We start from the raw sequence: 23,543 nt of genomic DNA, 5'->3' as shown, positions 1-23,543 counted from the left end.
GCTCACGGCTGAGCTGAAACGTCCTGCTTCACGGCTGAGCTGAAACGTCCTGGCTCACGGCTGAATGTGGGCGCCCCGGCTCAGGGCTGAGCCCGGCCCGGTTCCTCGTCGGCAGGGTGAGCAGAAGGATGCCCGCTGCGAGCACCGCCAGCCCCACCGCGGCCACGGGCGCGAGCACCTCGCCGAGCAGCAGGGTGCCGAGCAGGGCCGCGGTGAGCGGCTCGGCGAGGGTGAGGGTCGCGACCGTCGCGGCGGGCAGGCGGGCGAGCCCCCAGCCGAAGAGCACGTAGGCCAGAGCGGTCGTCACGACGCCGAGCCAGAGCGCGGCGGCGAGTCCTCCGGGCGTGAGCAGCCAGCTCCAGTCGGTCGTGAGCAGCAGGGGCAGGCTGGCGGCCGCGGCGACCCCGAAGACGGCCCCCATCGTCCCGCTCGGGGTCGCACCCCGGTCGAGCAGCGCCTTGCTCGCGAGCGTGTAGACCGCGTACGAGAGGCCGGCACCGAGCGAGGCCAGCAGGCCGGGCAGGTCGACTCCGGATGCGCTGCCTGCTCCCGGCGGCGTGAGGACGCCGCTGATCAGCACGACCCCCGCCAGAGCGATGACGGTGGCAATGCTCCACCGGGCTCTCGGTGCCCGGCGGGTTAGTGGCCAGGCGAGGAGTCCTGTGACGACCGGGGCCGAGCCGAGGGCCACCACGGTGCCGATCGCGACGCCGTTGGCGCTCGTCCCGGCGAAGAACGCGGGCTGGTAGGCGACGACGCCGGCGGCGCCGACCGCGACGAGGGACCAGGAGGGGAGTCGGCCGCGGGTCGGACGTCTCGGGATGGGCTGCGACCTCGGGGTGTGGCCGCGCATCCGGGAGCCGACGGCGATCAGGGCCAGCAGGGTGCCCCCGACGAGGATGCGCGCGGCTCCGACCGAGAGCGGCTCGGCGCCCCCGGGGGCGAAGGCCTGGGCCGTGCCGGTCGTGCCGAAGCAGACGGCGGCCAGGAGCACGGCCAGGGCGGGGAGCATGCCTGATTGTTACACAATGCTGAGGCGGCCGCCAGCTGTCGCGCCGCGCCCGCTCAGTCGACGGCGGAGATGCCGATCAGCACGACGAAGACGAGAGCGAGCACGGCGATGATGCCGAAGAAGGTGGCGAGCACGATCAGGCGCCGGTGCAGGTTGCGCATCAGCAGGCGCGCCTCGACCATGACGAGGTAGGAGAGCACGATGAGCACCACTCCGAGCAGGGCGACGCCGCTCGAGTCGACCTGCTGCAGGGCGAGCAGGAGCACCACCGAGATGGCCGCCATGATGCCGCCCACCACGAGCCAGATCGTGCCGGTGGAGGTGGTCAGGGAGGGCTGGTTGCCCATCTTCGTCGGGTCGTCGCTCATGGCCGGCTGCCTCCTGATGTTTCGATCAGGTTACCCCTTGCTCGATGCCCCCTCCACGGGGGTAGCCTTCCGGAAACACTTCACGCCACTCAAGGGGAGAACCACGTGATCAGACGTCATCGGAGACTCGCAGCGATCGGGATCGGAACGGGGGTGATGGTCGCGGGGGTCGCCGGTTTCGGAGCCTCGGCCGCGTACGCCGTCGACCCCGTCGATCTCGAGGAGCGGGTCACGGTCGAAGCAGTGATGGGCCACCTGCAGGCCCTGCAGGACATCGCGGATGCCAACGACGGCACCCGCGCCATCGGAACGCCCGGCTACGAAGAGAGTGGGCAGTACATCGAGGGCGTTCTGCGCGAGGCGGGCTACGAGCCGGTGCGGCAGGACTTCCAGGCGACGACGCAGTCGGTGGAGGCCTTCTCGATCGATCTGCTCGGAACCGCCACCACCTACGACCCCGCCACCGGCGCGATCGACCCGGCCACGCCCGAGCGCGTGCTGATGGAGTTCACCCCCAGCACACCGGTCGACGGCATCGTCGACGCCGAGCTGGTGGCCCCGGCCACGCCGCTCGGCTGCGACGCCGCGGCCTGGGACGGCGTCGACGCCACCGGCAAGGTCGCCGTGGTCAGCCGCGGCGAGTGCGCCTTCTCGCAGAAGTCGCTCGCGGCCGGAGCCGCGGGGGCCGTCGCGATCCTCGTCTACAACAACGAGCCGGGAGCCCTGAACGGCACCTACGGCGAGCCGGTCGACGGGCTCGTGCCCGGTGTCGGCCTCACCCCCGAGGAGGGCGCCGACGCGCTCGCCGCCATCGCCGAGGGCCCGACCCTGGTCGACCTCACGATCGAGCAGACGACCACCACCGTCGACACCTTCAACATCGTGGCCGAGACGCCGAACGCCGACGACCACGAGAACGTCGTCATGCTCGGGGCGCACCTCGACTCGGTGCCCGCGGGCCCCGGGATCAACGACAACGGCAGCGGCTCGGCCTCGATCCTCGAGGCCGCCGTGCAGCTGGCCGGGTCGGGGCAGCTCGACCACGCCGTGCGCTTCGGCTGGTGGGGTGCGGAGGAGGTCGGCCTGGTCGGCTCGACCGAGTACGTCTACAGCCTGCCGGAGGAGGAGCTCGGCAAGATCGCGACCTACCTCAACTTCGACATGGTCGGCTCGCCGAACTACATCATCGGGGTCTACGACGCCGACGGCTCCGACACGGAGGTCGACCCGGCGGTCAACATCCCTGAGGGCTCGATCGCGACCGAGAAGGCACTGACGGACTACTTCGACGGCATCGGCCAGGCGCACCAGGGCACGAACTTCGACGGGCGCAGCGACTACCAGGCGTTCATCGACAACGGCGTGCCGGCTTCCGGCCTGTTCACCGGTGCCGAGGACATCAAGACCGCGGCCGAGGCCGAGCGCTTCGGTGGCACCGCCGGTGAGGCGTACGACCCGAACTACCACGCCGCGGGCGACGACATCGACAACATCAGCACGGAGGCGCTCGGCATCAACCTCGGCGCCATCGCGTCGGTGACGGCGTCGCTGTCGAACGACCTCTCGGCGATCCGCCCGGGTGTCGACCCCACGCCGACCCCGACCCCGACGCCGACCCCGACGCCGACGGCCACCGCGGCGCCCCCGACGGCCGCTCCCACGGCCGCTCCGGCGCCCGGGTCGGGCAAGGGCTCGCTCGCGGCGACCGGTGCCGACGTGTCGGGGGCGCTCGCCGCGATCCCGCTCGCCGTGCTGGCGCTGGGTGCGGGCATCGTGCTGGTGGCGGTGCGGATGCGCCGGCCGTCGGTCACGCCGGCGTCGTCGGTGTCGTCGGCTTCTTCGCCCGCGTCCCGCGACCAGGAGTAGGTGGAAAGTACTCAGGTAGGGCGGTGGCTCCGCGTCCCTAGCGTGGGGGGATGTCATCTCGCATCCTCTCCCGCGTGGGGGTCGCAGTCGCGGCCACCGCCCTCCTGACCGCCGGTCTCACCTCGACGGCCCCCGCTGCGCCGGCCTCGGCCGCGCCGGGGGCCGCGTCGACGGTCAACGTCATGGCCCCCCTCTTCGTCGAGGACTGGGCGAGCGACGGGCCCGACTGGCGGGCATTCACCGCCTCGCTCGCGGTCGCCGACTCGCAGGGGGTCGACGCGCTCGCCGTCGACGTCTGGTGGGGCAAGGCCGAACCGACGCGGGGCGGCTTCGACTGGGGCTACTACGACAAGCTCTTCAAGGCGGCCACCTCCGCCGGGCTCGATCTGGTGCCGATGATGTCGTTCCACCAGTGCGGCGGCAACGTCGGAGACGAGTGCAAGACGATCCCCATCCCGTCGTGGGTGTGGGAGCCCTACCAGATCTGCGGCATCTACGGCCCGTGCGCGAGCGCCCCGGTCGACGACTTCTACCGCAGCGAGTACGGCAACCAGAACCGCGAGGCGGTGGCTCCGTGGGGCGTCGGCGTCGACCGGGCGCTGGTCGACATGCGCGACTTCATGAACGCGTTCGAAGACCATTACAGCAGCGGCACCACCGACTACCGGGGCCGCATCCAGGAGATCACCATCGGCACCGGTCCGGCCGGTGAACTTCGCTACCCCTCCTACGCCCACCACGACGACACGGCGCCGGGCAGCCCCGCGGCCTACCCGAATCGCGGCACGTTCCAGAGCTACACCGACACCGCGGTGCGCGACTTCGCCGACTGGGCCGTCGCGAAGTACGGTTCGGTGGCCGGGGTGGGCACCGCCTGGTCGATCCCGGGCCTCGGCTACGCGGCCATCACGCCGCCCACCGACCACGACCGCTTCATCACCTCGGGGTCGTACGCGTCGTTGCAGTACGGGCGCGACTTCACCCGCTGGTACAGCGAGAGCCTGCTCTCGCACGGGCATGACGTCATGGTGCAGGCCATCCGCGCCTTCGACGGGCCGTTCGCCGCCGTGCCGCTCGGGCTCAAGGTGCCCGGGGTGCACTGGCAGACCATGGCGACCAGCCCGGTGCGGCGGGTGCCCGAGATCGCGGCCGGGCTCGTGCACACCGACCAGGCGTACAACGACGTCTCAACGGGGCACGGCTACGACGGGGTGATGGGGCTCGTGCACGATCTCGAGACCCGTGGCGACGGTGCGTCGGCGCCCACCCACCCGATCACGCTGCACTTCACGGCGCTCGAGATGCCCGACGGGCGGGAGTGGGACGGCGCAGATCATGCCTACTCCGACGCCGCGTCGCTCGTGACCTGGGTCGGTGCGGCGGCCTCGCGGGCGAACGTCACCCTGAAGGGCGAGAACGCGCTCGCGGGCAGCCTCGGCAGTGCGGGGTCGCCCTCGACGGTCGGCTGGTCGCACATCCGCGACGCCTTCAGCGGGTGGCCGACCGCCTACCGCGGGCTGACGGTGCTGCGCATCTCCGACGTGTCGCGGCCGGGCGCGCCGGGCCGCAGCGAGTTCGAGCGCTTCCTGCGCGACTTCCATTGAGCGGAGGCCCGGGGCTGCGCAACGAGGTGACCGGAGGCCCGGGGCTCGCAGCCCCGGGGTTCGCAGCCCCGGACGCCGTCAGGCGTCTTCGGTGGCCGCCGCGGGCGTGCGGCCCGTGTCGTCGAGCAGGATGAGGCCGTCGCGGATGGCCTGGTTGCGCAGCGCCACCTTCGAGCCGACGTCGATGCCCGCCAGCCGGTACTTCGCCCGCAGCCGCTTCAGGTGCGACTTGGCCGTCTGCTCGGTGATCTGCAGCACGGTCGCGATCCGCTTGGCCGACTCGCCCGAGCCGTACAGCGCCATCACCCGCCGCTCCTGCGCACTCAGCTTCGCCATCGCCGGAGCGGCGTCGAGCTGCAGCCCCACGAGCGGCGACACGAAGCGGTTGCCGGCCAGTGCCAGGCGGATGGCCTCGACGATCGTCTCGGCGCCCTCGCTCTTGACGATGTAGCCGTGGGCGCCGGCCGCGAGGGCCTCCCGCACCACCGCTGGCTCGGAGTAGGTGCTCATCATGACGGTCTTGACCCCGGCGGTGTCGAGCGCGCGGAGCTTGATCGAGACCGGCAGGTCGTCCTTCAGATCGAGGTCGAGCAGCACCACGTCGACGGGGAACTCCGGATGCGCGAGCAGCTCGGGCCACGTCGTCACCGCCGCGACGCAGACGATGTCGTCGGCCGCGCTCTTGATCCACTCGGTCAGGGCGGTCAGGAGCATCCGGTGGTCGTCGACGATCGCGATGCGAACAACGTCCCTGGCCATAGGCGCAAGCCTCCCATGCCGCCCCGGGCTGCACGGTCCCCCCTTCCGGGGCAATCGTCGGAGGCGCCGGCCGGCCGCGCTATCTTCGACAGATGGCGACCCACCTCCCGGCACCGGAAGCGCCCTCCGTGCCGGGGGCGCCGGGTTCGGGCGAGCAGCTGAGGCTCGGCATCATCTGCGCCCGCCGCTTCGGGGTGGTCGCCACCGTCTGCGCCGCCGTGAACCTCGCCGTTCCCGAGCACGCGAGCATCGCGGCGTTCGTCCCGACGCTCGTCGGCATGCTGCTGATGACGATCGGGTTCCTCGCCCTGACGCCGCGGAACGGCCGGCTCGTGGTCACGCTGACCTACTGCGCCGCCCTGGCCACGCTCGGCACCTTCCTGCTGCCCGGGGCCGGCGTCGACGACAACCCCACCCTGGCCACCATCACGGCGCTGGCGTCGATGGCGGTGCCGTCGCTCTTCGTCGCTGTGGCCGAGCTGCGCGCGCTCGGCCTGATCGTGGCGGTGACGGTGCTGCCGGTGTCCGTGCTGGCGTGGGCGGGCACCGTGTCCACCGGGCGGGCACCGTTCGTCGTGCTCGCGATCGTCGGGGGCTGGACCGCGATGCTCGGCGCCGGGCTGTGGCTCGCGCGCAGTGCCCGGCAGGCCGAGATCGGCCAGGCGCGGCTGCGGGAGAGCTACGCCGCCGAACGCCGTTCGACCGAGGCGGAGGCCGAGCTGCGCTACGGCGCCCGGATGATGCACGACACCGTGCTGGCGACCCTCACGCTGATCGCGCACTCCGGCCAGGGCGTCCCGCCCGAGACCCTGCGGGCGCAGGCGGCGAACGACAGCGCCCTGCTCGAACAGCTGCGCACCGAGGGCACGCTCGGCGGCCAGCGCGGCCAGCGCGGCCAGCCGGGACCACACGGACTGCCGGCGGATGCGCTGCCGCTCGCCGCCGCCACGGCCGACCCCTGGGCGACCGTCCGGGCCTGGTGCCAGGTGCACGGGATGGATGCGACCTGGCACGGGGAGGAGACCGGAGACGTGACTCCCGCGAGCCGGGCCGCACTGGTCGGCGCGGTCGCCGACTCCCTCGAGGTGGTGCGGCGCCACGGGGGAGTCCGGGCGGCCGACGTCACCCTGAGCGGCGACGACACGAGGCTGCGCGCGGTGGTCACCGACAGTGGCGACGGCTTCGCGGCAGCGGTCCCGCCGGCGCGCCCGTCGGCGGCCGAGGCCGCCATCGACGCCGTCCACCGCCGCCTCGCCGAGGCCGGCGGCTCGCTGCGCGTCTTCTCCTCGCCGGGTCGCGGCACGACGGTGCTGATCGAGGTGCCCCGGTGACGCCCGTCCGCCCGAGCCCGCGAACGGCGGCCCTCGGCGGTGGCGGTGGCGAGGAGGCCGTCGCGGGGCGGGCCGGGTCGCTCGCTCAGCTGCTGGCCGGGATGCGCGGGGGGCCGGAGGCCCGGGGGCGGCTGCGGGCGCGCATCCGTCGTGACCGGAACCTCAGCGCCGGGTACCTCGGGCTCGGCTTCAACCTGTTCGCGGTGCTGCTGCTCATCCGCGGGCTGGCGTCGCTCGGCTGGTCGTGGGGCGACGGGGAGTGGCGCTGGCTGTCGCTCGTGGCGTGGGGGCTGCTGATCGTCACGTTCGCGGCGTCGTTCCTCGCCGCCCGGCTGCGCGGGGGCATCCTGCCGGCACGGCTGTCGCTGCTCGTCATCGGGTCGGGCTTCGCCGCGATGCTGCTCGACCTCGGCGCGTTCCTGCTCGACGGCGGCCGGGGCGTCTATCCGACGGCGACGATCGGCTTCGGCGCGTGCCTGATCGCCTGCCTGCCGCGGCAGCCGCTGCGCTGGAGCGTCGTCGGCACGGCGGTTCTCGCCGTCACCGGCACGGGCACGGTGCTGCTGGGCTGGGCGAACGACCCGCAGAGCCTCTCGACGGGGGTCACCGGGGTGCTGCTCGGGCTGGCGCCCGTCCTGGCGGGGGTGTCGATGATCCAGGCGGCCGACCGCTATCTAGGCCGCACCATCGACCAGGCGGTCACGGGCAGTCTCGTCACCGCCCCCGCGCTCGGGCACGGGGTGCTCGCGGCCTCAGAGCTGCGGCGCCTCGACGGTGACGCCGAGCGCCTGCTGGCCGGGGTCGCGGCCCTGCCGGCGGGCCGGGCGATCGACGCGCAGACGGCCGCATCCGCAGCTCAGCTCGGCGACGGGCTGCGCCTCGCGCTGCTGGCCGACCACGAGCAGACCTGGCTGCAACTCGCCGTCTCGGAGTCGGAGCACCTCGGCGACGTCGTGCGCATCGTCGACCCCTCGCTGCTGGCCGCACGCCTCGGCACGGAGCAGCGGCAGCTCGTGCTGGCGCTGGTGTGGCTGCTGGTGGCGACCGCCCCGCCGTCGGCTCCGGCGCTCGACCTCACCCTCGTGCCGTCGCGGCCGGGGGCCGGGGCGCCGCCGGCCATCGCGTTCGCGCTCGCGGGTACTCACCGCCGTGCGATCGACCCGGCCGTGTGGCCGCTGTTCACCCGCCTCGGCCGGCACACGATCGATCTCGGCACCGGGCGGGCCCTCGTGGTGGTCGAGCTGGCCTGAGCCCGTCTCAGAAGCGGGCGAGGCCGCTTCCGACGACGACGGTGCCGAGCACCACGAGGACGACGGTGGTCACGGTGGAGCTGTTCCTGGCGATCCAGTCGCGGAGCTCGCGCAGCGGGCCGAGGGTGCGGGAGGGGTCGATCAGTGCGAACAGGATCGGCACCGCCAGCGTCGAGATGCCGAGCACCACGAACACGGCGCCCGCCCCGACCTCGTCGGCGAGCGGGGCCCCGCCTGCTGCGATGGCGACGCCCGCGGCGAGGGTGAGCAGGAGGTTCTTCGGCCGCAGCATCAGCACGAAGCCGACCCCGAGGGAGGGCAGCGGGCCGAGCGAGGTGAGGCGGGTCATCCAGGCGGGCGGAGCGGCCGCGTCGGCGATGGCGTCAGCGGCGACGGCGGCTTCGGCACCGGCTGCGACGGGGGCGGCGGCGCGGCGGGCCCTGGCGCGGGAGCGCGCGCGGCCGAAGCGCAGGGCCGCCAGGGCGAGCAGCGCCGCGCCGATCACGAGCTCGATGGTCGCGATCAGCGGGTTCGGCTCGGCCGGCTGCACCGGCGGCAAGAGCGACGCGACCACCGCGAACAGCGTCGTCAGCCCGGCGAGCCCGACGACGGCGCCGATCAGGTAGGCCAGTGCCGACCAGCGGCTGCGCGGTGACAGCAGGATCAGCACCATCACCACGATCGGCACCGAGCTGAGCGCCACCCCGAGCGCGAGCGGCAGAAGATGCCCGATGATCGCCGCCATGCGGCCAGTCTAGGAGCAGCACCGCCCTTCGGTTCCACCGCACCGAGTGCGGCGCCGGGTCGGCCGGCGGGGGCCTGCGTATCCTGTCGGGATGGGAGGGTCGATGAGCGAGGGGATGCTGCGAGCACTCCTCGTCGCGCGCTTCGTGCGGGCGCGGTGGGGGTACCGCTTCCGCAGCCGGCGCCAACTCGAGGCCTGGCAGCGACGGCGGATGCACGCATTCATCCGCCGTGCCCGCCATGCCCCGTACTGGGCCGGCCGCCGAGCCCGCGACTTCCCGATCACCGACAAGGCCGTTCTGCTCGAGCACTTCGACGCGATGAACACCCGCGGGGTCCGGCTGACCGAGGCGCTCGCCGCGGCGCAGGCCGCCGAGCGCTCGCGCGACTTCACGCCGACGGTCGCAGGCGACCTCACCGTCGGGCTGTCCAGCGGCACCTCGGGGCGGCGTGGTGCCTTCCTCGTCAGCCCCCGCGAACGGATGCTCTGGGCCGGCACCGTGCTCGCCCGCGTCCTCGACCGGGCCGCCGTGCGGCAGCTCCTCACGCCGTGGCGGCCTCCCGTCACCATCGCGTTCTTCCTGCGGGCGGGCGGCGGACTCTACGAGTCCGTGGCGAGCTCGCGGGTGCGGTTCGCGTTCTTCGACCTCACGGAGCCGTTCGACGGGCTCGTGCGGCGTCTGGCCGGTGCGGGGGAGGTGACGGTGCTGGTGGGGCCGGCATCCGTTCTCGAGGCGCTCGCCCGGGCGTCGGCCGACGCGGGCATCGGGGCGCCACGACTCGTCGTGTCAGTGGCCGAGGTGCTCGACCCCGAGAGCGCAGAGCGCATCGAGGCGGCGTGGGGCGTGCGGCCGCGGCAGGTCTACCAGGCGACCGAGGGGATGCTCGGCCTGCCGTGCGAGGCGGGCGCGCTCCATCTCGCCGAGGAGACCGTGCGGTTCGACCGGGAGTGGCTCGACGCCGAGCGCACGCGGTTCGTGCCCGTGGTCACCGACCTCGAGCGGCGTACGCAGATCATCGCGCGGTACCGGCTCGACGACGTCGTGCGGGTCGATCCGCGCGCGCCGGAACGCTGCGCCTGCGGGCGGGTCACCACCGTCGTGGCCGGGATCGACGGCCGGGCCGACGCCGTGCTGCGCCTGCCGTCGAGCGACGGCTCGCGACTCGTCGACGTGTTCCCCGACGTGCTGCGGCAAGCCCTGGCACTCGAGTCGGCCGACTTCGCGGACTGGCGCGTCACCCAGCGCGGCACCGCGGTGCACGTCGCCCTCGCCCTCGAACCCGGGGCGAAGACCGAGCCGGCTGCCGCCGCCGCGCGACAGAGTGTCGACCGGGCGCTGCACGCGCTGTTCGAGGCGGCCGGATGCTCGGCCGAGATCGTCCACGACCCGTGGACGCCGCGCGACCCGGCCGTCAAGGTGCGCCGCATCGTCCGGGAGTCGCCGTGAACGCGGCCGAACCCGAGCGCGAACTGCGCCTGATCGCCGACCTCGCCGCGGTCGTGCCCGGAGTCACACCGGGAGCCGAGCGACGCTGGGAGGAACGGGTGCAGCGCACCGCGCATCCGCTCGCCTACCCGCTGCTCGCGAGGGTCAGGCGCCCCACGCTGCGGGTGCCCCGGATCGGCGTGATCGTCGCCGACGCCGCCCTGCTGCGGGCCGTGCTGCTCGACACCGAGAGCTTCAGCAAGACCGGCCCCGGATCGTCCGCCGAGCTCTGGACGCCCGTGCTCGGCCCCTCGGTGCTGCTCAACATGGAGGGCGCCGACCACGCCGCCCTGCGCCGGCGCCTGGCGCCTCTGTTCGCGCCCGCCTTCGTGGGCGCGCTGACCGAGGAGACCATCGGGGAGGGCGCCGACCGTCTGACCGAGCGCCTCGTCGCCGGCGGACAGGTCGACCTCGTGGCCGAGGTGCGCGAGTACGCCGGGCAGGTGATCAGCCGCCTGGTGGGCCTCGACCGCGGCGTGATGGGCGAAGAGCTCTTCGCCCGGGTCTCCGCGATCACCGGCTTCGTCTCGCTCGCCCGGCCGCGCTTCACACCATCGCAGATCGCCGAGGCGCGCGAGGTGCTCGACGAGCTGACCCGTCATGCCCGCCGCGCCTACCGTGAGGCGCCGGCCGGCGTCGGCCTCGAGGCGACCACCGCCGGCGACTCCCGCCCGACCCCGCACGAGACCCTCCCCGGCCGGATGCGCGGCCTCGGCCTCTCGGAGGAGGAGGCCATGGGCGCGGTCGGCGCCTTCGTGCTCACCGGCACCGAGACGCTCGTCTCCTACCTACCGCGGCTCGTCGCGATCCTCGCCGACACCGGCTGGCTCGACGTGCTCGCCCACGACCGCAGCCTGCTCGACGCCGCGATCGGCGAGGGCCTGCGGGTCACGACGCCGTCGCCGGTGATGCTCCGGAGCGTCGAACGGGAGGCGCGCGTGGGGGAGGAGGCCGTGCATCCGGGAGACCGCCTCGTTCTGGCGACCTTCCTCGCGAACCGGGGTGCGGGACGCTTCGACCCGGTGGGCAACCCGGCCGCGTCGCTCAAGCAGCTCTGGTTCGGCGCAGGGGCGCACTTCTGTCTCGGCGCTCCGCTCGCGATGGCGCAGATCCAGCGCACCATCGGCGCCGTGCTCGACGCCCACGCCCAGGCCCCGCTGGCCGTCACGGGCCGCCGGGCCCAGCGCGGCGCCCTGATCCCGGCCTACCGCACCCTCACCCTCGCCACCCGGACGGGCACACGCACCCGGCGGTAGGGTCGAGGCATGCGTGCAGCCCTGAAGCCCGGTCTCCTTGCCCGATGCGTCGAGGCGGCCGGAGCATGACCCCGCCCGGTTTCGGCGTCGCGGTCGCGCAGTTCGCCCCCGGAGACGACGTCGACGCCAACCTCGCGACCATCGCCCGGCTCGCCCGGCGCGCTGCCGACCGAGGCGCGTCGCTCGTCGTCTTCCCCGAGTACTCCTCCTTCTTCGTCGACCCCCTCGGCGAGCGGATGCTCGAGCACGCCCAGCCCGTCGACGGACCCTTCGTGGCGGCCCTCGCCGATCTCGCCCGCGAGCTGGACGTGCACGTGGTGGCCGGTCTCGTGGCGACGTCCGCGCATCCGGAGCGCTTCGCCAACCGCCTCGTCGCCATCGACCCCGTCGACGGACTCGTGGCGACGTACAGCAAGCTGCACCTCTACGACGCCTTCGGCGCCCGGGAGAGCGATTGGGTCGAGATCGGCGAGATCGCCGAGCCCGAGACCTTCTCCATCCAGGGCGTGACGATCGGGCTGCAGACCTGCTACGACATCCGTTTCCCCGAGGTGACGCGACGGCTCGTCGACGCCGGGGCCGACCTCGTGGCCGTGCCGGCCGAGTGGGTGCGCGGGCCACTGAAGGAGCAGCACTGGCGCAGCCTCGTCACGGCACGGGCCCTCGAGAACACGATTTACGTCGCGGCCGCCGACCAGACACCGCCGATCGGCGTGGGGGCCAGCCTCGTGGTCGACCCGATGGGCGTCACGATCGCCTCGCTCGGCGAGCGCGAGGACGTGGCGGTGGCGTGGGTCGACCCGGCCCGCATCGACGAGGTTCGGCGGGTGAACCCGGCGCTGGCGCTGCGGCGCTTCAGCGTCGTGCCGAAGGCCTAGCAGGTTACCGCCCCAGCCGGGCCAGTTGCGCCGCAGCGCGCTCGAGCACCTCGGTCTTCTTGCAGAACGCGAAGCGCACGAGCGAGGCGTACTCGCCCGCGAGCTCCTCGTGGCAGAACGCGCTGATCGGCACGCCGACCACGCCGGCGAGCGACGGGAGCTCGCGGCACAGCACCCGCGCGTCGGCGTAGCCGAGCGGGGCCGCGTCGGCGACGACGAAGTAGGTGCCGCGCGGCGAGGAGACGTCGAAGCCGGCCTTGACGAGGCCCTGGGAGAGCAGGTCGCGCTTGGTCTTCAGCGTCGAGGCGATGCCCGTGAAGAAGTCGTCGCCGAGCCCGAGCCCGACCGCGACCGCCGGCTGGAACGGGGCGCCGTTGACGAAGGTGAGGAACTGCTTCACGGCGAGGATCGCGGTGACGATCTCGCGCGGGGCGACGATCCAGCCGATCTTCCACCCGGTGACGCTGAAGGTCTTGCCGGCCGAGGAGATGGTGACGGTGCGCTCGCGCGCGCCCGGCAGCGACGCCACGGGAAGGTGCGGGGCGTCGAAGACGAGGTGCTCGTAGACCTCGTCGGTGACGATGATCGCGTCGTGCTCGTGCGCCAGCTCGACGATCAGCTCGAGCGTCTCGAGCGGCAGCACGGTGCCGGTGGGGTTGTGCGGGTTGTTGATCAGGATGACCTTGGTGCGGTCTGTCACGGCCGCCCGCAGCTCGTCGTGGTCGGGCAGGAAGTCGTGTCCACGCAGCGGCACCGTGACGTGGCGGCCGCGGGCCAGGGCGATCAGGCCTCCGTAGGCGTCGTAGAAGGGCTCGAGCGTGACGACTTCGTCGCCGTCGTCGACGAGCGCCAGGATGGTCGCGGCCAGGCCCTCGGTCGCCCCCGCGGTGACGAGCACCTCGGCGGGGTCGACCGGCAGCCCGTAGAAGCGCTCCTGGTGGGCGGCGACCGCCTCGCGCAGCACCGGCATCCCGGGCCCCGGCGGGTACTGGTTCACCCCGTCGGCGATGGCGCGGCGGGCGGCCTCGAGCACGTCGGCCGGGCCGTCCTCGTCGGGGAAGCCCTGGCCCAGGTTGATCGCGCCGGTCGAGGCGGCGAGGGCGCTCATCTCGGCGAAGATGGTCGAGGCGATCCGGCCGTCGGGGGCCAGGAGTCCGGCACCTCGGGCGGTGCGCTGCCAGGATCCGGTGAGGGTCATCCTTAGAACCTACCGTCACGGGGATGCCGTTCCGGGCCGGGAGGGGGATGCTCGATCAGCGGCCGGACGGGCTTCCTAGGGTCGTCATAAGCACACGGCAGTCTGCGTACAGCCTGGTCATAGAGAACGCCCAGTTTGGGTGAGGATGCTAGCTAGTGCTTGGAAGGAGCACCCCACATGTCAGAGAGCACCGAGAACCCCGAGGGCATTCCGGCCGACGACCAGCAGCCGAAGCACGACGCTCCGGCCTCGGAGACGGCGCCCGCGCACCACGACGACACGACAGCCGTCGTCCCTCCCATCACCCCAGCACAGTCGCCGAACCCGACGCAGGCCACCACCCCGCTCCCGCCGTACGACGCGCAGCAGCACCAGGCCCCGCACCAGCAGGCTCCCCAGCAGCACCCGGCCCCGCAGCAGCAGCCCACCGCCTTCACGCCGCCCGCCGGCCCCGCCTACCCGGCCCCCCAGGGCCAGCCCGTGCAGCCCGCCCACTACGGCAACGGCTCCTTCGGAACCCCGCCGAACGGCACGCAGCCCTACGCCACGGCTCCGCACGACCCGAACTTCAACTCGGCGATGTACGCCGCCTCCGGCGCCTACGCCGACCAGAACAAGGCGACCAAGGCACCGAAGAAGCGCCGCGGCGGCCCCGCACTGATCGCGGCCCTCGCCATCGGCGCCCTGATCGGCGGCGCCTCGGGCGCCGGCGTCACCGCCCTCGTCGTCAGCCAGAACGACGGCACCTCGTCGAACTCGGCCTCGAGCCCCACCAGCATCACGGTGAACGACCCCGACGACGCGAACCTCGTCACCGCGGTCGCGGCCAAGGCCTCGCCCTCGGTCGTCACGATCTCGGCCTCGGGCGACAGCGCTGCGGGAACCGGCTCGGGCGTCGTGCTCACCGCCGACGGCTACGTCGTGACGAACACCCACGTGGTCACGCTCGACGGCGCGACCGGCAGCGCCGAGATCAAGGCGCAGGCGAACGACGGCACGATCTACAATGCCACCGTCGTCGGCACCGACCCGGTCGCCGACCTCGCCGTGATCAAGCTCACCGACGCGAAGAACCTCACCCCGATCGAGTTCGCCGACTCGTCCGAGCTCGAGGTCGGCGACCAGACCGTGGCCATCGGCTCCCCGCTGGGGCTGAACGGCACCGTCACCAACGGCATCGTGAGCGCGCTGAACCGCAGCATCACGGTCGCCTCCTCCGCCGCTCCCGAGGACACCGAGACGAACCCGAGCCCCGACCAGGGCGAGCAGGGCCCGTACGACTTCTGGAACTTCGACCTGCCGGGCCAGGACCCGCAGCAGGAGCAGCAGGCCCCCACCCAGCAGCAGTCCATCTCGCTCTCGGTCATCCAGACCGACGCGGCGATCAACCCCGGCAACTCCGGCGGCGCGCTGCTGAACGACAAGGGCGAGCTGATCGGCATCAACGTGGCGATCGCGAGTGCCGGCTCCGGCAGCGAGAGCGGCGGCCAGTCGGGCAACATCGGCGTGGGCTTCTCCATCCCGGCGAATCTCGTCAAGCGCGTCACCGGTGAGATCATCGACAACGGCAAGGCCACCCACGGCCTGCTCGGCGCCTCCGTCGCCGACGCGGCCTCGCAGCCGAACAGCACGCAGGGCGGCGCCTACATCGACTCCGTCAGCTCCGGTGGGGCCGCCGAGGCCGCGGGCTTGAAGGCGGGCGACATCGTCACCGCGTTCAACGGCCAGCCGGTCACCGACTCCATCGACCTCACGGCGCTGGTGCGCACGCAGCCCGCGGGCGGCAGCGCCGAGCTGACCTTCCTCCGCGACGGCAAGTCGCAGACGGTCGACGTCACCCTCGGCGAACTCGCCGGCTAGGGCATCCCCTGCACCGTCCCGAGCCCGGGATCACCCGGCTGATAGGCTCGTCGTCGCACTCCAGCGGCGGCGGGCCTTCCGTCGTCCCGGGCGGCACGACCAGCACCACGATCGACGAGCGGATGCGATGACCGACCTCTCTGGCCCGCCAGCGCCCGAGCACGCCGACCCCGGGCTGCCGGGCGTCTCCTACGTCATGCCCGTGCTGAACGAGGTCACCCACGTGGAGGCCGCCATCGCGAGCCTGCTCGACCAGGACTACACCGGGCCTTTCGACGTCATCGTCGCCCTCGGCCCCTCGATCGACGGGACGACCGAGCTGGTGGAGCGGCTCTCCGCGGTCGACCCGCGCATCCGGGTGATCGAGAACCCCACCGGGTCGACCCCCAGCGGGCTGAACGTCGCCATCGGCGCCTCGCGCTACCCCGTCGTGGTGCGCGTCGACGCCCACTCGCTGCTGCCGCGCGACTACACCCGGATCGCGGTCGAGGCGCTCGTGCGCACCGATGCGGCGAACGTCGGCGGCATCATGCAGGCCGAGGGCACCACCGCCTTCGAGCGCGCGGTGGCCCACGCCTACGGCTCCAAGGCCGGCCTCGGCGGGGGCGCGCATCACGTCGGCGGCGTCGAGGGGCCGGCCGAGACCGTCTACCTCGGGGTGTTCCAGCGCGCCTGGCTGACGAAGGTCGGCCTCTTCAACGAGGACATCCGCCGCGGCCAGGACTGGGAGCTCAACCGGCGCCTCCGCGAGGCGGGCGGCACGGTCTGGTTCACGCCCCGGCTCGTGGTGACCTACCGGCCCCGCCCCTCGCTCGAGCGCCTCGCCCGGCAGTTCTTCTCGACCGGGCTCTGGCGCGGCGAGCTCGCCCGCCGCTTCTTCACGGCGAACGCCTTGAAGTACTTCGTGCCGCCCGTCATGGTCACGGCCGCGGCGCTCGGCTTCCTGCTCGGCGTCTCCGGGCTCGTCACGCTCGCGGTCGCGGGCGACGACGCGGCTCGCACCACCGGCGCGATCCTGACCGCGGGCTTCGTCGTGCCGCTCGTCTACCTCGTCTTCGTCGCGGTCGCGGCCCTCGGCGCGGCGCGCAGCCAGGGCGCACGCGCAGGAGCCTGGTTTCTCGTAGTCTTGCCGTGCATCCATTTCAGCTGGGGCCTCGGTTTCATCCTCGGATTCCTGAAGCTCACGAAGAACATCACCGCGCACACGGGAAGGTGACCGTGCCCCACGCCCCCTCCGCCCGGCCGACCTCGATCGCCGAGCTCAAGGCCGTCGCGCAGCCCCCCGAGGTGCGCGGCCGCCGCAACGCCGAGCACTGGACGGCGTCGCTGTATCTGCGCCGGCTCTCGCCCTACGTGACGTGGATGCTCCTCAAGACCTCCATCTCGGCCAACGGCGTCACCGGCCTGATGATCCTCACGGGCTGGGCCACCGCTGCCGCGCTGCTCGTCCCGGGCCTCGGCGGTGCCGCACTCGCGCTCGTGCTCGGCCAGCTGCAGATGCTCGTCGACTGCTGCGACGGCGAGGTCGCCCGCTGGCGCCGAACGTCCTCACCCGCCGGGGTGTTCCTCGACAAGGTCGGGCACTACACGACCGAGTCGCTCATCCCGATCGCGCTCGGCATCCGGGCCGCCGGCTACCCGTTCGACGCGCCCGAGGACTTCCTCTGGACGACCCTCGGCCTCCTGCTCGCCCTCGTGATCGTGCTGAACAAGGCGCTGAACGACATGGTGCACGTCGCCCGGGCGAACGCCGGGCTCGACAAGCTGGCCGACAAGAAGGGCGAGTCCGAGCCCTCCCAGGCCCTCGTCGCCCGCCTGCGTCGCGCTGCGCGCTTCCTGCCCTTCCACCGGCTCTACCACTCGGTCGAGCTGACGATGCTGATCTTCGCCTTCGCCGTCGTGGGGCTGTTCATCGGCGGGGTGCTCGCCGACCGCATCCTGCTCATCGCCCTGGTGCCGCTGTCGATGCTCGCGCTGGTGGGGCACTTCGTGGCGATCATGGCGTCCAAGCGGGTGCGCTCCTGAGCGAGGCGACCGCGGCGGGTGGTGCGGGCGGGCCCCGGCCCACCATCGGCGTGGTGCTGCTCACCCAGGGCACGCGCCCGGCAGACCTGCTGCGCGGCGCCGAGTCGCTGCTCGCCCAGCAGGGCGTCGACCTCGACATCGTCTGCGTCGGCAACGGCTGGGCTCCCACCGGGCTCCCGGATGCTCTGCAGACCCTCGCCCTGCCCGAGAACGTCGGCATCCCCGCCGGCCGCAACGCCGGGGCGGCTGTCGTCACGGGCGAGTACGTCTTCTTCCTCGACGACGACGCCTCGCTGCCGTCGCCCACGTTCCTCGCCGACGCGGTCGCCCGGCTGCGGGCCGACCCGTCGATCGGGCTGCTGCAGCCGCGGGTGGTCGACCCCGAGGGGCGCGAGAACCCGCGCCGCTGGGTGCCGCGCATCCGCAAGGGCTCGCCCGAGGAGTCGGGCCCCGTGTTCTCGGTCTGGGAGGGCGCCACGATGCTGCCCCGCGCCGTCTTCGACCGCACGGGCGGCTGGGCCGCACCGTTCTTCTACGCCCACGAGGGCATCGAGCTCGCCTGGCGGGTCTGGGACCAGGGGCTCCGCACCTGGTACGACGGGGAGCTCGTGGCGAACCACCCGGCGATCGAGCCGACGCGGCACTCGTACTACTACCGGCTGAACGCGCGGAACCGGGTGTGGCTCGCGAAGCGCAACCTCCCGGCCGTGCTCGTTCCGCTGTACGTGGGCAGCTGGACGGGCATCCAGCTGCTGCGCTGGGCGCGGCGTCCGGCGGCGCTGAAGGCCTGGTTCGGCGGCTGGGCCGAGGGCTGGCGGAGCGACGCGGGGGAGCGGCGGCCGATGTCGTGGCGCACCGTGCTGCGGATGGCGCGGGCCTGGCGGCCGCCGATCGTCTGAGCGCCTCGGGGGTGCGACGCGCATCCGCTCGCTCGACAGGTGACGAAGGTCACGATTGCCTAAAGAACACCCCGGACGGCCCCGATTCGGGGGGTGGCCCCGAACGCCCTGGTTAGCCTTGTCGGGTGGGATTGCTGAACGATGCGAAGCTCGGGTGGAACGTCGTCCGCGACCTCGTCAAGGCGCGCTCGGTGCGCCGCCGGCTGGCCGGGCAGCTCGCCTCGCGGGCGCCGTTGCCGACCCGTCGTTTCGAGATCGGCGTCTACTTCGCCGACGGCCCGGTGAACCTGTACCAGCTGCGCCAGTGGTACGCCCCGCTCGCCGAGCTGGCGAAGACGCACCCGGTCGTGATCCTCAGCCGCAACCCGGCGGGCACCAGTGCGCTGCTCGAGGAGTCGCCGGTTCCGGTGGCCTACGTGCGCACGGTGCGCGACCTCGAGGACTTCCTCGGTGAGCACGAGCTCAAGATCGTGCTGTACGTCAATCAGAACGCTCGCAACTTCCAGATGATGCGCTACGGCCGACGGTGGCACGTGTTCATCAATCATGGTGAGAGCGACAAGATGTACATGACGACGAACCAGTTCAAGGCCTACGACTACAGCCTCGTGGCCGGCGACGCCGCCGTCGCGCGGCTGCAGCGGGTGCTCTGGGATTTCGACTTCGACAAGCGCGCCATCCCGATCGGGCGGCCCCAGGCCGACCACTACTCGGGCCGCACGCCGTTCACGCCCGACGAGCGCACCGTCGTGCTCTACGCGCCGACCTGGGAGGGCGATCGCGCGGCGGCCGCCTACGGCTCGATCGCCTCGCACGGCGTGGCGCTCGTGCGCGACGTGCTCGCCTCGCCCTCGCACCGTCTGATCTACCGTCCGCACCCGCGCAGCGGCGTGTTCGACCCGGCCTACGCCGCGGCCGACCGCGAGATCGTCCAGGCCATCGCCGCGGCGAACCGGGCCGATCCGTCGGCGCAGCACGTGCACGACACGGGTGCCGAACTCGGCTGGCAGCTCGCCGCCGCCGACATCGCGATCGTCGACGTCTCGGCGATGGTCTACGACCGGCTGGCCACGGGCAAGCCTCTTCTCATCACGCGGCCCGTGGCGCCCGAGGCGCAGATCGACATGGGCGGCTACCTCTCGGACTGCGAGTGGCTCACCGTCGAGCAGGCGCCGCAGGTTCGCGCGCGGATCGACGAGCTCTCGCACGACTCGGCCGCCGGCGTGCGGCTCGGGCGCTGGGTGCGGCACTACTTCGGCGACACGACGCCCGGAGCGGCGACGGCGCGGTTCCACGGCGCGATCGAGCAGCTGCTCGCCGAATGGGAGCGGAACGCCGTGCTGCACGCGCGGGACGAGCCGGTGGCGCTGGGCGACACCGAGGCCGAGGCCGACGAGAAGGACTGATCCGGCTGTGCCGGCTGCTGCTGCTGGCGGCGGCGCGTGCCGGCTGGGCTAGCGCGCGCCGGTGCGGGCGACGAAGTACTTCGCCACGATGACAGCGACTCCCGCGATCAGCAGGAACACGGCGGCCGTGACGAGCATCGGCGTGAAGTCGTAGCCGGTCTCGGCGAGCACGGGGCGTGCCTCGTGATCGTCGCCGGCGAACGCGGCGGCCGAGCCGAGGCCGAGGAACGCGAAGGTGACGAGCACGGCGGCGGCGACACGATACTTCATGACGACCCCCTCCTTGTTCGAACCCCTGATTGCGCTTATATACCCTCGGTCGATCACCAGGCTACCACTGCCAGGTGGAGCACAGGAGTTCAGATGCGGATCTCCGGCACGGCCGTGTCGTTCTGCGGCCCCTCGCCCCGGGGGCCCGGCGCCTCGATGGAGGCCTGACGACGACGGGGCAGGATGCGCATCCCGCCCTTCTTCGGCGGGGCCACCTCGACCGGCTTCGCGCCCTTCGGGGCCTTGATGGTGATGGCGAGGGCCTCGGGGAAGGTGATGGGCGGAGCGCCGAACGCCGAGCGCGCCGACTGGATGACCGTTCGGCCGAGCATCAGGTTGCCCACTCCGCCGATCGCGGCCCCGACCCCGAACGGGATGGCGCGGCCGACCGCGTTGGTGCCCTGCCCGATGGCGAAGCGCCGGAGGAACACCTTCTTCAGCTGATCGGCCACCGGCCCGACCACGAACTGCGGCAGGCTCGAGGTGACGACCTGGCCCCAGTAGGCGTTCCGGCCGAGGCCTCCGGTGGCCTGGCCGGCGATCTGCTTGAGCAGGTCGCTGCCCGCCTTGCCCATGATCAGCGTCATCACGAGGGCCCGCGCCCGGTCGGGGTCGTCGACCGCGATGCCGTGCACCTCGGTGACCGACTGGGCGAACAGTGCGGTGGTCTCGAGGAAGCCGGCGGTCTCGACCGCCGACAGGCCGAGCGAGACCCCGGTGCCGACGAAGGGGAACATGGCGCTCGCCCCGACGGCCGCGCCACCGCTCGTCACTGCGGTCACGTAGCGGCGCTCGAGGATGGCGAGCAGCTGCTCGGGCGTGGCGTTCGGGTGCAGCCGGCGGATGCTGCGCAGATGCGCGAGCACGGCCGGGCGGTGGACGCTCAGCAGGAGGTCGATGTTGCGCTCGAGACGTGTGGGCATGCCTCTACTCTGGTGCGTTCTGCTGAGATGTGCGCGAGAATGCCCCTCATGCGCCGATTCCGGGCCGAGAAGGCCGTGCAGCAGTACTCCGTCGTCGATGCCCTCGTCGCCGGCCTCTTCGACGGTGAGTTCACGGTGGCCGAGGTGGCGCGGGGCGGCGACTTCGGGCTCGGCTGCGGCGACCACATGGACGGCGAGCTGGTCGTGCTCGACGGCGTGTTCCGGCTCTTCCACGGCGACGGCACGGTCACGGTGCTGCCGCCGTCGGAGACCCTGGCGTTCGCCGAGGTGGTGCCCTTCCGGGCCGACTCCTCCGAGCCGCTCGAAGCCGTCGCCGACCTGGAATCACTGGTCGGCGAGGTGCACGCCCGCACGGTGAGCGAGAACGTCTTCCACGCCGTGCGCTTCGAGGGGCGCTTCGGCATGCTGGCGCTCCGCGAGGCGCGCCGGCAGTCGAAGCCCTACCTCCCGCTCGCCGAGGCCGTGCACGACCAGCGCGAGGTCTCGGTGACGGATGCGGTGGGCACGCTCGTGGGCTTCGTCGCCCCGTCCTTCTTCCAGGGCGTGAGCGTCGCGGGCACACACCTGCACTTCGTCGACGCCTCGGGCGGCGTCGGCGGCCACGTGCTGGGCCTCACGGCGGCGACGGGGGAGCTCGCGATCGAGACGTACTTCGGCGTGAGCATCCGTCTGCCGCATTCGGCGGCCTACCTCGATGCCGACCTCGAGGGGGGTGCCGAGGTGGATGCGGCGATCCGGCACGCCGAGAGCGACCACCAGCGGTGACCGCGGGCGTGACGGTATATGACGTCGAGATCGTGCACCTGCTGGCGTCGCCGCTGCATCGGTACGAGGGCAGGCCGGCCGACGGACCGCTGCCCGCACCGGCGGGGGTCGACGAGAGCCGGGAGTCGATCGAGGTACGTGCCGGACTCGGAATCGTCGGCGACCGCTTCTTCGGGCGGAGCGCGGCGCACCGCACGGCGGCCGTGACCGTGATGGCGGTCGAGTCGCTGGAGTGGGTGCAGCAGGCGCTCGGGGTGGCTTCGCCCTTCCCGCTCGCGGCGCCGCGGCGCAACATCCTGCTGCGCGGGGTCGACGTCGATGCGCTGCGCGGCCAGGAGTTCAGCCTCGACTCGGGGGAGGGGGAGGTGCTGTTCCAGGGGCACCGTCCGGCGAGCCCGTGCGGGTGGATGAACGTGGTGCTGGCCGAGGGGGCGCACAAGGCGCTGCGCGGGCGCGGTGGGGTGCGGGTGGAGCCGCTGTCGAGCGGGACGCTGAGGGTGGGGTCTGCGGTGCTGCGCAGTCGCGCATCCGTCGCCCGCCGGCCGGAGCTCGTGCAGCCACCGCTCGCCTAGTGCGGGTTCTGGCCGGTGGTGCCAGCGTGGGGGTATCACCCGGCAGAACAGGAGATTCCCATGGTGCGCTTCGGCTACACCCTGATGACCGAGCAGAGCGGTCCGAAAGACCTCGTGCGCTACGCCGTCGCCGCCGAGGAGGTGGGCTTCGACTTCGAGGTGTCGAGCGACCACTACTCGCCGTGGCTGACCGAGCAGGGGCACGCCTCGTACGCCTGGACGGTGCTGGGCGCCGTCGCCCAGGCGACCTCGCGCGTCGAGCTGGCCACCTACGTGACCTGCCCCACCGTGCGCTACCACCCGGCCGTCGTCGCGCAGAAGGCTGCGACGCTGCAGCTGCTCTCGGACGGGCGCTTCATCCTCGGGCTCGGTTCGGGGGAGAACCTCAACGAGCACGTCGTGGGCGAGGGCTGGCCGGCCGTCTCGGCGCGGCAGGACATGCTCGAGGAGGCGATCCACATCATCCGCGAGCTGCACACGGGCGAGCTGACGACGTGGGAGGGCGAGTACTTCCGTGTCGACTCGGCACGCATCTGGGATCTGCCCGATGAGGGCGTGCCGTTGGCGCTCGCCGTGTCGGGCGAGAAGTCGGTGGCGCGGTTCGCGCCGCTGGGCGATCACCTCGTGGCGGTCGAGCCCGACGCCGAGCTGGTGAAGGGCTGGACCGAGACCGCCGGCAAGCCGTCGCGATCGATCGGGCAGATCCCGATCTGCTGGGGCACCGACAAGGAGGCGGCGATCGAGAAGGCGCACGAGCAGTTCCGCTGGTTCGGCGGCGGCTGGGCCGTGAACGCCGACCTGCCGACGCCTGCAGGCTTCGCGGCGGCCAGCCAGTTCGTGCGACCTGACGACGTGGCCGGCTCGATCGCGTGCGGGCCCGACCTCGACGAGATCGCGGAGAGCTTCCGGCCGTACATCGAGGCGGGGTTCACCGACATCGCCCTGGTGCAGGTGGGGGACGAGGGTCAGGACGAGTTCTTGGCGACGGCAGCCGGCCCTCTCCTGGAGAAACTGCGCGCTCTGTAGCGTCCTCTCAACCCGGCCATGCC

Annotated in this window: 22 protein-coding genes; 15 read left to right on the top strand and 7 right to left on the bottom strand. The window is 72.6% G+C overall.

Annotated features, from left to right (window positions below; translation table 11 throughout):
- Window positions 1–28: 28 nt before the first annotated feature.
- The gene (locus tag BJ984_RS14975; RefSeq protein WP_179548678.1) at window positions 29–1,012 is read right to left on the bottom strand and encodes a DMT family transporter; all 984 of its coding nucleotides are present in this window, start codon (window positions 1,010–1,012) and stop codon (window positions 29–31) included.
- A gap of 53 nt (window positions 1,013–1,065) precedes the next feature.
- Complete coding sequence (locus BJ984_RS14970) at window positions 1,066–1,380, bottom strand: hypothetical protein (protein WP_179548677.1); 315 nt, start codon at window positions 1,378–1,380, stop codon at window positions 1,066–1,068.
- 105 nt (window positions 1,381–1,485) lie between these two features.
- Here BJ984_RS14970 and BJ984_RS14965 point away from each other — a divergent pair, with 105 nt between their 5' ends.
- A complete protein-coding gene (locus BJ984_RS14965) occupies window positions 1,486–3,246 on the top strand; it encodes a M28 family peptidase (RefSeq protein ID WP_271206540.1) in 1,761 nt (586 codons plus the stop codon).
- 50 nt (window positions 3,247–3,296) lie between these two features.
- Complete coding sequence (locus BJ984_RS14960) at window positions 3,297–4,850, top strand: family 14 glycosylhydrolase (RefSeq protein ID WP_179548676.1); 1,554 nt, start codon at window positions 3,297–3,299, stop codon at window positions 4,848–4,850.
- A 78-nt stretch (window positions 4,851–4,928) separates the two neighbouring features.
- Here the strand turns inward: BJ984_RS14960 and BJ984_RS14955 are convergent, their stop codons facing one another.
- Complete coding sequence (locus BJ984_RS14955) at window positions 4,929–5,609, bottom strand: response regulator (RefSeq protein ID WP_173181394.1); 681 nt, start codon at window positions 5,607–5,609, stop codon at window positions 4,929–4,931.
- Between the two features lie 92 nt (window positions 5,610–5,701).
- Here BJ984_RS14955 and BJ984_RS14950 point away from each other — a divergent pair, with 92 nt between their 5' ends.
- Both BJ984_RS14950 and BJ984_RS14945 read left to right on the top strand, forming a co-directional pair.
- On the top strand, window positions 5,702–6,940 hold the full coding sequence (locus tag BJ984_RS14950; protein ID WP_179548675.1) for a sensor histidine kinase: 1,239 nt from the start codon (window positions 5,702–5,704) through the stop codon (window positions 6,938–6,940).
- Window positions 6,937–8,190, top strand: coding sequence for a hypothetical protein (locus BJ984_RS14945; protein ID WP_179548674.1), 1,254 nt, complete (start codon window positions 6,937–6,939; stop codon window positions 8,188–8,190). The genes BJ984_RS14950 and BJ984_RS14945 overlap by 4 nt, the downstream gene beginning before the upstream one ends.
- 7 nt (window positions 8,191–8,197) lie before the next feature.
- Here BJ984_RS14945 and BJ984_RS14940 read toward each other — a convergent pair whose 3' ends face one another.
- Window positions 8,198–8,935: a GAP family protein gene (locus BJ984_RS14940; RefSeq protein ID WP_179548673.1), complete on the bottom strand. Its 738-nt coding sequence runs from the start codon at window positions 8,933–8,935 to the stop codon at window positions 8,198–8,200.
- 115 nt (window positions 8,936–9,050) lie between these two features.
- Between BJ984_RS14940 and BJ984_RS14935 the strand changes: the two genes are divergently transcribed.
- From BJ984_RS14935 to BJ984_RS14925, 3 genes are all read left to right on the top strand, one after another.
- Complete coding sequence (locus BJ984_RS14935; RefSeq protein ID WP_179548672.1) at window positions 9,051–10,382, top strand: F390 synthetase-related protein; 1,332 nt, start codon at window positions 9,051–9,053, stop codon at window positions 10,380–10,382.
- Entirely contained in the window at window positions 10,379–11,677 is a 1,299-nt protein-coding gene (locus BJ984_RS14930; protein WP_271206541.1) for a cytochrome P450, read from the top strand. Before BJ984_RS14935 ends, BJ984_RS14930 begins: the two co-directional genes overlap by 4 nt.
- 65 nt (window positions 11,678–11,742) lie before the next feature.
- Window positions 11,743–12,555 carry a carbon-nitrogen hydrolase family protein gene (locus BJ984_RS14925; RefSeq protein WP_179548671.1) on the top strand — a complete coding sequence of 271 codons (813 nt, stop codon included), beginning with the start codon at window positions 11,743–11,745 and terminating at the stop codon, window positions 12,553–12,555.
- 4 nt (window positions 12,556–12,559) lie between these two features.
- On the opposite strand, the gene BJ984_RS14920 is transcribed toward BJ984_RS14925, so the two are convergent.
- A complete protein-coding gene (locus BJ984_RS14920; protein ID WP_179548670.1) occupies window positions 12,560–13,753 on the bottom strand; it encodes an aminotransferase class I/II-fold pyridoxal phosphate-dependent enzyme in 1,194 nt (397 codons plus the stop codon).
- Window positions 13,754–13,930: 177 nt separating this feature from the next.
- On the opposite strand from BJ984_RS14920, the gene BJ984_RS14915 reads away from it, so the two are divergent.
- From BJ984_RS14915 to BJ984_RS14895, 5 genes are all read left to right on the top strand, one after another.
- Window positions 13,931–15,613: a S1C family serine protease gene (locus tag BJ984_RS14915; RefSeq protein ID WP_179548669.1), complete on the top strand. Its 1,683-nt coding sequence runs from the start codon at window positions 13,931–13,933 to the stop codon at window positions 15,611–15,613.
- Window positions 15,614–15,740: 127 nt separating this feature from the next.
- Window positions 15,741–16,829 (top strand): glycosyltransferase family 2 protein, encoded by a 1,089-nt coding sequence (locus BJ984_RS14910; protein WP_179548668.1) that lies wholly within the window; start codon window positions 15,741–15,743, stop codon window positions 16,827–16,829.
- A gap of 2 nt (window positions 16,830–16,831) precedes the next feature.
- Entirely contained in the window at window positions 16,832–17,638 is an 807-nt protein-coding gene (locus BJ984_RS14905; RefSeq protein ID WP_179548667.1) for a CDP-alcohol phosphatidyltransferase family protein, read from the top strand.
- Between the two features lie 53 nt (window positions 17,639–17,691).
- Entirely contained in the window at window positions 17,692–18,537 is an 846-nt protein-coding gene (locus tag BJ984_RS14900; protein ID WP_271206542.1) for a glycosyltransferase family 2 protein, read from the top strand.
- A 125-nt stretch (window positions 18,538–18,662) separates the two neighbouring features.
- The gene (locus BJ984_RS14895) at window positions 18,663–19,943 is read left to right on the top strand and encodes a CDP-glycerol glycerophosphotransferase family protein (RefSeq protein ID WP_179548666.1); all 1,281 of its coding nucleotides are present in this window, start codon (window positions 18,663–18,665) and stop codon (window positions 19,941–19,943) included.
- A gap of 48 nt (window positions 19,944–19,991) precedes the next feature.
- Here BJ984_RS14895 and BJ984_RS14890 read toward each other — a convergent pair whose 3' ends face one another.
- The gene (locus BJ984_RS14890; RefSeq protein ID WP_179548665.1) at window positions 19,992–20,213 is read right to left on the bottom strand and encodes a hypothetical protein; all 222 of its coding nucleotides are present in this window, start codon (window positions 20,211–20,213) and stop codon (window positions 19,992–19,994) included.
- Between the two features lie 89 nt (window positions 20,214–20,302).
- The gene (locus BJ984_RS14885) at window positions 20,303–21,136 is read right to left on the bottom strand and encodes a hypothetical protein (protein ID WP_179548664.1); all 834 of its coding nucleotides are present in this window, start codon (window positions 21,134–21,136) and stop codon (window positions 20,303–20,305) included.
- 48 nt (window positions 21,137–21,184) lie between these two features.
- On the opposite strand from BJ984_RS14885, the gene budA reads away from it, so the two are divergent.
- Genes budA through BJ984_RS14870 form a run of 3 tightly spaced genes read left to right on the top strand, consistent with a single transcriptional unit; the run spans window position 21,185 to window position 23,520 of the window.
- Window positions 21,185–21,922, top strand: a complete 738-nt coding sequence (budA, locus tag BJ984_RS14880; protein ID WP_179548663.1) for an acetolactate decarboxylase — start codon at window positions 21,185–21,187, stop codon at window positions 21,920–21,922.
- 8 nt (window positions 21,923–21,930) lie between these two features.
- Window positions 21,931–22,494, top strand: a complete 564-nt coding sequence (locus BJ984_RS14875; RefSeq protein ID WP_271206543.1) for an MOSC domain-containing protein — start codon at window positions 21,931–21,933, stop codon at window positions 22,492–22,494.
- Window positions 22,495–22,554: 60 nt separating this feature from the next.
- The gene (locus BJ984_RS14870; RefSeq protein ID WP_179548661.1) at window positions 22,555–23,520 is read left to right on the top strand and encodes an LLM class F420-dependent oxidoreductase; all 966 of its coding nucleotides are present in this window, start codon (window positions 22,555–22,557) and stop codon (window positions 23,518–23,520) included.
- Window positions 23,521–23,543: the final 23 nt, after the last annotated feature.

This window comes from Herbiconiux flava, assembly GCF_013409865.1.
GTDB classification, from domain to species: Bacteria; Actinomycetota; Actinomycetes; order Actinomycetales; family Microbacteriaceae; genus Herbiconiux; species Herbiconiux flava.
This window is presented reverse-complemented; position numbering and strand designations above follow the sequence as displayed.